General features: G+C 44.0%; 8 protein-coding genes. 4 read left to right on the forward strand and 4 right to left on the reverse strand.

From position 1 onward, the window contains the following. Positions 1-175 precede the first annotated feature (175 nt). Positions 176-1,672, reverse strand: coding sequence for a glycosyl hydrolase family 57 (locus QUA74_RS28555; protein ID WP_333335901.1), 1,497 nt, complete (start codon positions 1,670-1,672; stop codon positions 176-178). A gap of 180 nt (positions 1,673-1,852) precedes the next feature. On the opposite strand from QUA74_RS28555, the gene QUA74_RS28560 reads away from it, so the two are divergent. The 3 genes from QUA74_RS28560 to QUA74_RS28570 all read left to right on the forward strand — a co-directional run bounded on the left by QUA74_RS28560 (position 1,853) and on the right by QUA74_RS28570 (position 6,174). Continuing rightward, positions 1,853-2,581, forward strand: a complete 729-nt coding sequence (locus QUA74_RS28560; protein WP_333335903.1) for an AIM24 family protein — start codon at positions 1,853-1,855, stop codon at positions 2,579-2,581. Positions 2,582-2,886: 305 nt separating this feature from the next. Next, on the forward strand, positions 2,887-4,362 hold the full coding sequence (glgA, locus tag QUA74_RS28565) for a glycogen synthase GlgA (RefSeq protein WP_333335906.1): 1,476 nt from the start codon (positions 2,887-2,889) through the stop codon (positions 4,360-4,362). Positions 4,363-5,124: 762 nt separating this feature from the next. Then, a complete protein-coding gene (locus tag QUA74_RS28570; protein WP_333335909.1) occupies positions 5,125-6,174 on the forward strand; it encodes a Fe(3+) ABC transporter substrate-binding protein in 1,050 nt (349 codons plus the stop codon). Positions 6,175-6,239: 65 nt separating this feature from the next. Here QUA74_RS28570 and QUA74_RS28575 read toward each other — a convergent pair whose 3' ends face one another. Both QUA74_RS28575 and QUA74_RS28580 read right to left on the reverse strand, forming a co-directional pair. Further along, a complete protein-coding gene (locus QUA74_RS28575; protein ID WP_333335912.1) occupies positions 6,240-6,761 on the reverse strand; it encodes a pentapeptide repeat-containing protein in 522 nt (173 codons plus the stop codon). A 29-nt stretch (positions 6,762-6,790) separates the two neighbouring features. Then, the gene (locus QUA74_RS28580) at positions 6,791-8,512 is read right to left on the reverse strand and encodes an iron ABC transporter permease (RefSeq protein ID WP_333335914.1); all 1,722 of its coding nucleotides are present in this window, start codon (positions 8,510-8,512) and stop codon (positions 6,791-6,793) included. A 126-nt stretch (positions 8,513-8,638) separates the two neighbouring features. Here QUA74_RS28580 and QUA74_RS28585 point away from each other — a divergent pair, with 126 nt between their 5' ends. After that, complete coding sequence (locus QUA74_RS28585; protein WP_333335916.1) at positions 8,639-9,727, forward strand: ABC transporter ATP-binding protein; 1,089 nt, start codon at positions 8,639-8,641, stop codon at positions 9,725-9,727. Positions 9,728-9,785: 58 nt separating this feature from the next. On the opposite strand, the gene QUA74_RS28590 is transcribed toward QUA74_RS28585, so the two are convergent. Continuing rightward, positions 9,786-10,121: an element excision factor XisI family protein gene (locus QUA74_RS28590; RefSeq protein WP_333335918.1), complete on the reverse strand. Its 336-nt coding sequence runs from the start codon at positions 10,119-10,121 to the stop codon at positions 9,786-9,788. Between the last annotated feature and the right edge of the window lie 110 nt (positions 10,122-10,231).

Here is a 10,231-nt window from a genome sequence, read left to right on the forward strand (position 1 = left end):
AGGCAATTATCTATGTATATCTTGCCTTACAGATTTTTTTTTGCTCACTTTTTCAGTGCCATTGGACTTTAGTCCTCTCTTTATCAATAAAGTTTTCTAGATGTAGGGTGCGTCAGCGCCAATATTTGATGCCGATCGAACAATTTGTTTCTGACGCACCTTACGATAAATTCTGCTATTTCATTAAAGCAGCGCCGCGGTTGTAAAGTTCCCGCGCGTAATCAGTCCAAGTTCCCTGTCCCCAATAGCGGAAACAGCTTGTTTGCAGCAGCAAGTTGTAAAGCAAAGCTTGTTGGTATTCAAACTGCTTGGTAACTGAAGCATCTTGCTGCACCAGCGGGTCGTATTTTTTGTGGAATGCAGCGCTGAGTAGATTCATCGGTTCCAAGACGTTTTCGTAGCCTTTCACCCAACTCAAATCGTTTGTCCAAGAAGCACCGTCCATGTGAAAATTGTGGTCTGTTTGCTTGAGTTGGGCGATCGCACTTTCGACTTTTTCCGGTGTCGCACTATCAGGATCGACTAGGTGCCAGATTTTGTGCTGGTTAATCCCCTGACAAACAGGATAATCATCAGGATTAACACCCGCCGCTTCAATTATCTCCAAATATTCAGTGCCGTTTAAACCAACAACACCGGATTTCCCCCCGCCTTGTTCGCGGTTTTCGTGCCAAGCTTTGACAAAGGCGCTGGGAAATTCATTCATCATGACGCCGCCATTTTCGCCGTCGGCAATTTGAGTAACTAAAGAAGGAACTGTGACATTGCCAATTTGCTGTTTATTTCGTCCTTTTGCTTCGTAATAAGGCTGCATTTGACCGACCAATTTCGTATCTGAACCTTGGGTTTTAATCAAAGCAGTAATACTGATTGTTTCGCCGTGAGAATTGCGGGCAACCAAACGGTTGGGAATATATTTTTTGTCTTGCGACAATCCCGAACCGTCTGGATTTTCTACAGAATGTTCCTGCACCATCAGCCAGCGATAGCCACATTCTTTCAAAGCTTTGATGTATTCGTAAAGCGTATCTGGGTGATTGGGAAAGTGCATTTCTGGGGGCGAAAAACCTTTAACGCGCTTCAGGGCATCAATGCCAAAAATGGCGGCAAAATGATGTTGCCATGCTTGAATTTGGAGTTTGATGTCGGGAATGGGAGTTGAGGGAATGACGGCGTGACTCCACATTGTCCCCAGCCATTCTACGTGAGGTTGATATTGAGGATCGCAGGTAATCCGCTTGAGATTGTCAAAGATATCGTCTCGCCCCATTTGGCGCAATCCCCATAGCAAATTCCCGGAATAGTCGAGCATAATTCGCGGGTTGCAACCTTCAGCAATCAGTTGTGGGATGAATTCTCCCATGCGAGAATAGCACCAAGCAAAGACTCCCGCGTTGTGATTGTCTCCTTGGTTGGGATGTTCAAACATATGCTGGAGATTGCAGATTAGTTCGCCGTTTGCACCTGCAGGAATTGTCGGTTGGTGCATATGCAGGGCGCAGGCGAATCCGGCTTGAATGTTTTCGAGGCGGAGGTTTGTGGCAGGTAGAAAGAGTGGTTCGTTGCTATTGGCGGCGGCACTGATTTCTGCTTCAAAGCCGCAAATATTGGGCAATCCTGAGTTGATTTCGTTTAAAATGGGTAAATTGGGAGATTGTGCGATCGCAGGCATAAATTTTTCTCAACAATTGTGGAGGGGCGCTGTCTGCTATTGCTAATATAGCTAGATAATTTAACAGTAGCAGAGGATGTCTGCAAAAGATAAATTTCCCAAGATAAGTCCGGCAGCACAGAATCTCCTAATCATGGGTCAAATGTTTAACACATTTCAAGTAACTACGCGAGGTATATTATGAAATACGAAATCAAGGTTTTGGAACCAACGGATTTGTGGTATGTCCAAAATAATACCAATCCAGAAACCAACAAGTTTTATCATCCCACTAAGAATATTCCCCTCGTTCAGCAAGCGGAAATCAACTTGAACAATTCGGGAGTGATAATTCAAAAAGGTGCGCTGCATTGGTGTATGGGAAAATTGACTTCCGGTGTTTATAAAACGGATAACCGTTTGAAAGATATGTGGGTATCTTTGACAACGGAAATGGACTACAATGCTCCCGTATATCAAGGGACTGGTACGGTGAAACTGGAACCGAGACAAAAAGGGCATTTCCTGCATTATATGCCGATCGAGCTTTCGGATGCGGAGCAGTGGGAGTTTGATGATGGTATATTTCAGTTTTGTTCGGACAATGTAGTTATCGGTGCTAAAAAACTGAAATTCCGACAAGTGGCTGCTTCTAATGACGGTAGGTGGAGAATTGCTGTTACAGCTTTGCGCGAGCAAAAAGCTACTGTTGTAGCAGCTACAAGTTCACCAGCTAAGGTTGTCGAACTCAGACAAGGTGAAACTTTGATAGCTGATTGCGATTTGGTGAAAGGATTTACCAAGGGGATTGAAGAAGATTATCGAAAATTAGGTCATTTTGGCAAAGGCGGCGGGGAGGGTTATGTTTGGTTTTATCAGGGGAAAGGTAAATTGTTAGTATGTGAAAATGATGCTATGGGTTTGGGTTGAGTTATTTCATAGCGACCAAAGATTCGCTCGATGAAAAAGAATGGATTTGACAAATTAGTTTGATTTTTGCCAAACCTGGAAAAACAGGCGATCGATTACACTTTGGCACATTACGGACACGGCAGTGCCGTGTCCGTACCTGTATTTTAAGCAACAGTCCGATCGCCCAAATCCGTCTCAACATCCGCTAGCAGCCCGTATTTTCGCTGTATTCCCAATGGCCGACTTGCTTATCTGCCTAGAAATCATATACTTTGTCAAGTTAAGAAAATATTTTTTTGAATCACCAGGAGTAAGCAGGAAAAATGTACATAGTACAAATTGCCTCGGAGTGTGCCCCCGTCATCAAAGCAGGAGGTTTAGGCGACGTAGTTTACGGCTTGAGTCGGGAGTTAGAGAATTCCGGCCACTGCGTCGAGGTTATTCTACCCAAGTACGACTGCATGAGGTACGACCATATTTGGGGACTTCACGAGGCCTACCGGGATTTGGCTGTGCCCTGGTACGGCGGCGAAATCCTCTGTGATGTCTTGTGCGGCTGGGTGCACGGGCAGTTGTGTTTTTTCATCGAACCTCGCTCTCAAGATAACTTTTTTAATCGTGGCTGTTATTACGGGTGCAATGACGACAATATGCGGTTTGCATTTTTCAGCAAAGCCGCTTTGGAATTTTTGCTCAGAAGCAACAAGCGTCCCGATGTGATTCACTGTCATGATTGGCAAACTGGTTTGGTTCCAGTCATGCTGTTTGAAATTTACAAATACAATTGGATGGAAAATCAGCGAGTCTGCTATACCATTCACAATTTCAAACATCAAGGCATGGGAGGTGGCGATATTTTGCAAGCCACGGGTTTGAATCGAGATGATTATTATTTTGAGTACGATCGCCTGCGAGATAACTTTAACCCTTTTGCCCTCAACTTTATGAAAGGCGGCATTGTTTACTCCAACTTTGTCACCACAGTTTCGCCACACCACGCTTGGGAAGCTCACCTCGGCGAGTTCGGCTACGGTTTGGGCCACACTTTGCATTTATATCAAGAGAAGTTTCGCGGGGTGCTCAACGGCATCGATTACGAGGTGTGGAATCCAGAAAGTGATGGCTATATTCCGCACCACTACAATCAGAAGGATTTGGCAGGAAAAGCGAAAACTAAAAAAGCTTTGCGCGATCGGCTGTTCCTGCGCGATGCTGATAAGCCTATTATTACCTTTATCGGTCGTTTGGACGACCAAAAAGGCGTTCATCTCGTCCACCATGCAATTTATTACTGTCTGAGTAAGGGAGCGCAATTCGTACTTTTGGGTTCCGCGACGGAAGCGGGAATTAACGCTCATTTCCAGCACGAAAAATACTTTTTAAATGACAATCCAGACTGCCATTTAGAACTAGGTTTTAATGAGGAACTGTCGCACTTAATTTACGCGGGTGGGGATATGATTGTGGTTCCCAGTAATTACGAACCCTGCGGGCTGACTCAGATGATCGGGTTGAGGTACGGTACTGTTCCTGTGGTGCGGGGAGTTGGCGGTTTGGTGAATACTGTGTTCGATCGAGATTACGACACCCGCCACCTCCCCGAAGAGCGCAACGGTTACGTGTTTTACCAAAGCGACTACGGTGCTTTAGAGTCGGCGCTCGATCGGGCGATCGGATTGTGGTATGACTATCATGATGAATTTGAAAAACTCATGCTTCAAGGCATGAATTGTGACAATTCGTGGAAATATCCAGCTAAAGACTATGTGGAAATTTACGAGCTAATTCGACACAAATAATCAGTAGGCTGCCCAGTGTGCAAATTACTAACTCTAGGGTGTGCACTGCTAGCCCGCTTCTTGAAGGCTGTTGAGTCTGGTTGCGAAGTCTAACAGTTGATACATGGCGGGGAGACGAATCGCCATGAGGTGCCTGTTGCTTTGTTTTTGGGAGGGCGAGGTTGTTTAAGGAATCTTTTTAAATTTACCTTATGGGCCAAATTTAATAAAACCTCTAAAAGTTGTTGTCGCTCACAATTAGTAAAAGCACTGTCTGCCCTCAAAGGGCAGACAGTCAGAAACTTACGGGGGATAGGGCTGGGGAGTTTTTGGAGATGTCTATTGCAAAGTTTTGTGATACCTAGTCGGCAAAAATTTCTGTCATAAATACAGTCCTGGACGCATCAAGAACTTCATAAGCAAATTTTTGGACGTAGCATAATAGCGGCATGATTTTGATTTTTTTTGTGGATGGGCCCATGAGCGCGAAGGCGTGTATTTTCAGAGCAGGCGGGACACCCTACAATAATCATCCTCAAATTGTGCAAGGCCAATTTTTTACCTAATCTGCGGGCTACAACACAGTCTTTTCGGAAAAAAACTGCTGCTTGAGCGAAGTCGAGACCGGATTTCTGACCACCAGCGCATCAGCCCTAAAATAGTTACGCTCTCGATCATCAAATAAGAATTACTTGCATTAATATAGTAAAGCACTGACTATAGATGGCTGTGGATGCACCATCGTGTCAATTATCAGATGAAAAAATCTATCATTATAGAACAATGAGCATTTCTCGGCGTATTTTTCTTGCCAGCGGTACAGCAATGGCTGTCGTGGCCGTGGGGGAACTAACCAAAAAAGCCCCTGTCGCAGCCCAAACCGGCACTCTCAACCTTTATTCAGCACGTCACTACGACACTGATAATGAGTTGTACCAAAGCTTCACCAAAAAAACTGGGATCAAGGTTAACCTCGTTGAAGCGGATGCTGACCAACTAATTGAACGGATCAGAAGTGAAGGTGCAAATAGCCCCGCTGATGTTTTCATCACGGTGGATGGTGGGCGTTTGTGGCGGGCCAAACAAGCAGGTATCCTACAACCCGTGTCTTCAACAGTCCTGACATCGGCAATTCCAGCAAGTTTGCGAGATCCTCAAGGTTTCTGGTTTGGTCTATCGCGCCGGGCACGGGTGATTGTTTATAACAAAAGCAAGGTGAACCCTGCCCAATTGTCAACCTATGAGGCGCTGACAGAACCTCGGTGGAAAGGCAAAGTTTTAGTGCGATCGTCCACTAATATCTATAATCAGTCTCTGGTTGGGGCTATGTTAGCCGCTCATGGAGCTCAAAAAACAGAAGCTTGGGCGCGAGGATTGGTGGCTAATTTTGCGCGTCCTCCAGAGGGAAATGATACAGCGCAAATCAAGGCGGTTGCTGATGGGGTAGGCGATATTGCCCTGGTTAATACCTATTATGTAGCTCGCTTAATGAAATCGAAAGATCCAGCAGAACAGGCGATCGCGGCGAAAGTAGGTGTATTTTTCCCGAACCAGCGCGATCGAGGTACTCACGTCAATATTTGTGGTGCCGGTGTAGTCAAAACCTCGCGTAACAAAGCAGGCGCGATCAAATTCTTGGAACACCTAGCCAGTCGCGAAGCGCAACAAATTTTTGCTAGGGGTAATTACGAATACCCTGTGATTTCAAATGTGGCGATCGATCCTACGGTTGCCAGTTTTGGTACATTCAAATCTGACCCTCTCAACCCTGATGTGTTTGGGAAAAATAACCCCGAAGCTTTAAAGATTGCCGATCGCGCCGGATGGAAATAGAAGCTTTTTGAACAAGAAGCTACTCTTTGTGATTCGGCGGTTGAAACCGCCGAATCCAACCAGCTTTAATTTTTAATTTTACCATCCGGCATTATAGCGCCTTTGAGGTTTGCCCCTTTGAGGTTTGCCCCTGTCAAATCAGCACTATTTAAGTCAGTTTCACTTAAATTGGCATTACTAAGATTGGCATTATTCAGTTTAGCCCCTCGCAAAAAAGCCCCCTTGAGATTTGCATTACTCAAATCAGCATTTGTGAGATCAGCGGCAGATAAACCTGCTTTTTCTAGAGAAGCACCTTTTAAATTTGCACCTTTGAGATTGACGCTATCGAGTAAGGCTTCATTAAGTTTGACCTTTTCTAGCATAGCACCTTCCAACTTAGCACCATTGAGATTAGCGCTGGTTAAATCCATGTCACTTAACTTGGTATCAGTCAGATCACATCCTGGACATTGCTTAGTTTTTTGTAATGTTTCGAGGGGACCAGCCGCCTGTTTTTCGCATCCAAAGGTGACAAAAATAGTAAGCAGTAAGAAAGAGATTGTGCTAGTAGTGCGGGTAAACATTGCTAAGTTTTTATTACTCATCTTGATTTTCAAAGGAATAATGGCAACAGTTAACTGTTAACTGTTAACTCTGTTGAAGACTTGCGCGATCGCGCAATTTTCCAACTTAATAAAATAACCGGTAACATCCCCACTAAAACAATTGCCAATGCTGGGCCAGAAGCTTCAGCCAATCGCTCATCTGAGGCAAGTTGATAAGTTCGCACAGCCAAGGTATCAAAGTTAAACGGTCTAATAATTATAGTAGCAGGTAACTCTTTCATGACATCAACGAATACTAACATCATGGCAGTTAGTAGACCTCCCGTCATCATTGGTGTATGAACTGTAACTAAAGTTTGCATAGGACTATAACCCAAACTTCTGGCCGCATCATCTAAATTAGGCTTAATTTTGCTCAAACTTGACTCCACGGCATTTAAAGAAACAGCTAGGAAGCGAACTATATAAGCAAATACCAAAGCTGCGATCGTACCACTTAACAACAAGCCTGTAGAAATCCCCAAGTTTTCACGCATCCAACTATCAAATAAATTGTCAATTTTACCAATGGGAACCATAATCCCCACTGCAATGACAGAACCAGGTACAGCATAGCCCATTGCCGCAACTCTGGTTCCTAACTGCACTCCTAAATTAGGATATAACCGTAAGCCATAAGCCATAATCAAGGCAATAACTACGGCTAAAGTTGCTGTCAGTGTTGCCAAAATTAAACTATGACGGGCAAACATCCAAAAGCGTTCATCTAAGGTCAATTGCCAATTAGCTAAGGTCAACTTGACTAAAAGGCCTGCGGGCAATAAAAAACCCAAAAACAGCGGCATCAAACAAGCAATTACCGCTAAAATTTCCCTAATTCCTTTAAGTTGATAAGTTTGTAGTTGGCGATAGCGGCTGCTAGCTTGATAATATTTAGTCCGACTTCGCGACCAGCGTTCTATTAAAATTAAACCCAGAACAAATAATAATAGCATCGCAGCTAATTGATTGGCGGCAATTCGTTCTCCCATGCCAAACCAAGTCCGATAAATACCTGTGGTGAATGTATCCACTCCAAAATACTGAACAGTGCCATAATCGTTGAGAGTTTCCATCAAAGCCAGTGCTAAACCTGCTACAATTGCGGGTCTTGCCATTGGTAAGGCAACGGTAATAAAACTCCGCCAAGGACTACAGCCAAGTATTCTACTAGCTTCTAGGGTACAAGTTGATTGCTCCAAAAATGCAACTCTTGTTAATAGGTAGACGTAGGGGTATAAAACTAAGATTAGCATTAATATTGCTCCTGGGAGCGATCGCACGTTAGGAAACCAATAGTCTCCATAACTCCAGCCAAATATATAACGCAAAGCACTTTGAACTGGGCCGGAAAATTCTAAAAAGTCTGTATAAGTATAAGCTAGCACGTAAGCTGGGGCAGCTAAAGGTAACAGTAATGCCCATTCAAATATACGACTGGCCCGAAAGCGACACATTGTTACTAGCCATGCACATCCTACGCCAATCACGACAACACCAAAGCCTACACCGATCATTAACAATAAAGAGTTGACGATATAACGAGTTAAAACTGTATCGGTTAAATGTTGCCATGTATCTTTAGCTTCAAAAAAGATACTGGATAAGACACTGATTACTGGTATGGCGATCGGCAATGCTAAAGCGATAACCGCAAGTGTCCACCCACTAGCGGATAAACCGCGTAAGGTCGATCGCCATTGGATTGTGCTGATTGCTGTTTGCTGTAGTGATTTTTGGGAATTTTTCATTGCTAGTAAAAAGTCTAGCTTGCTAGTTTATCAGTATGTGTAAACATTTGTCAAGTCTTTATGACAATTTATCTCACTAAACTGGTTTATTGTAGAATAGTAAGTTGTTGATTATTTATAGCAATAATGGCTCGACCGATAATTCTGCATTTGGATGGTGTAACAAAACAGTATTCCCAAGCAGCATCACCTGCGGTGGCATCTGTCACCCTGACTTTACATCAAGGAGATATCCTGGGGTTGTTGGGGCCATCGGGTTGTGGGAAAACAACGTTGCTGCGGTTAATTGCTGGTTTTGAACAGCTACAAGCAGGGACGATCGCTCTAGCAGGAAAAACTGTAGCCAGTGTTAATATGTCAGTCGCGCCGGAACAGCGAGACATTGGTATGGTGTTTCAAGACTATGCACTCTTCCCCCATTTGACAGTCGCGAAAAATGTAGCTTTTGGCTTGACGCATCAAGGAAAAGAGTCAAAGCATAATATTCAGAAAGGTGTCACCGAAGCTTTAGCATTGGTGGGATTAGAAGGATTGGAAAACCGTTATCCCCATGAATTATCGGGGGGTCAGCAACAGCGAGTGGCCTTGGCCCGTGCTTTAGCCCCTAGACCTGCGATTATTTTACTAGATGAACCGTTGAGTAATTTAGATGTACAAGTACGGTTAAGATTGCGTCAGGAAGTCCGCGAGATTCTCAAAGCAACGGGAACCTCTGGTGTATTTGTCACCCACGATCGCGAAGAAGCACTTTCGATTTCAGATTGGGTAGCGGTGATGCGTCAAGGCCAATTAGAACAGTTTGGCACTCCAGAGGAAGTTTATCAAGAACCAGCATCTCGATTTGTGGCTGAGTTTGTGACTCAAGCTAATTTTGTGTCTGCATCGTTGAAGCAGGATTTTTGGGAAACAGAAGTAGGTTGTTTTGCTGTTAAAGGAGATTCATTTGTAAAACTTCCTTGTGATGTTTCTACTGAAGGAGAATTGATGATCCGGCAGGAAGATTTAAGTTTATTCTTAGATGAAGATTCGGCTGTTGTGATTTGCGATCGCCAATTTTTAGGCAGAGAAAATCGTTATTGTTTAAAAACCCCTTCTGGCGAAAAATTATATGCACTCACAACCACAGGAAATGTTTTTCCCATTGGTTCTAAAGTTCGGTTATCTTGTGGTGATAATTCTCCCTTAGCTTTCTTTGTCGGTAAGCCTAAGCCATAGCTAATTGCTAATTGGGGAAAACTCCTCCCCTTCCCATCTCCCAGTCTCCCCCTCTTACTTATACTGTCTGATACGTTTTCTGTCTATCGCTGTTGTCAGGGAAGGGGCTAGTCACGATATGCTCTGCTTTTATACCGGCTGCAATCAGCGCTTGGCTTAGACCTTCCTCGAAGTTATCCTCTTCAATTACAATTTGATAATCGACTAAACGAGCATGAAACAGAATCGTGTCAATCCAGCGCTGTTTATCCCAGCCTGTAGCCAGAATTAGAAAGTGACCTGAATCGACATCACAGACGGGGTAAAGCTGGATTGCCTGTAAACGCGGTTGGGCGATCGTTGCTTCTTGCAGGGTTTTTTTGAGGATGTGTGCATAGCTTAGTGAGTTATCCATTGGAGAATCACCTCTTGACTTGGTTCGTAAACTACTGGAGTTTAGACTAAAAAACGATCGCACCTAAAAGTAGCTGCCTCTCAACCGCAGGCAAGTTATTGCTCAAAAAC

Origin of the sequence: Microcoleus sp. LAD1_D3 (genome assembly GCF_036702135.1) — a bacterium.
GTDB lineage: Bacteria > Cyanobacteriota > Cyanobacteriia > Cyanobacteriales > Microcoleaceae > Microcoleus.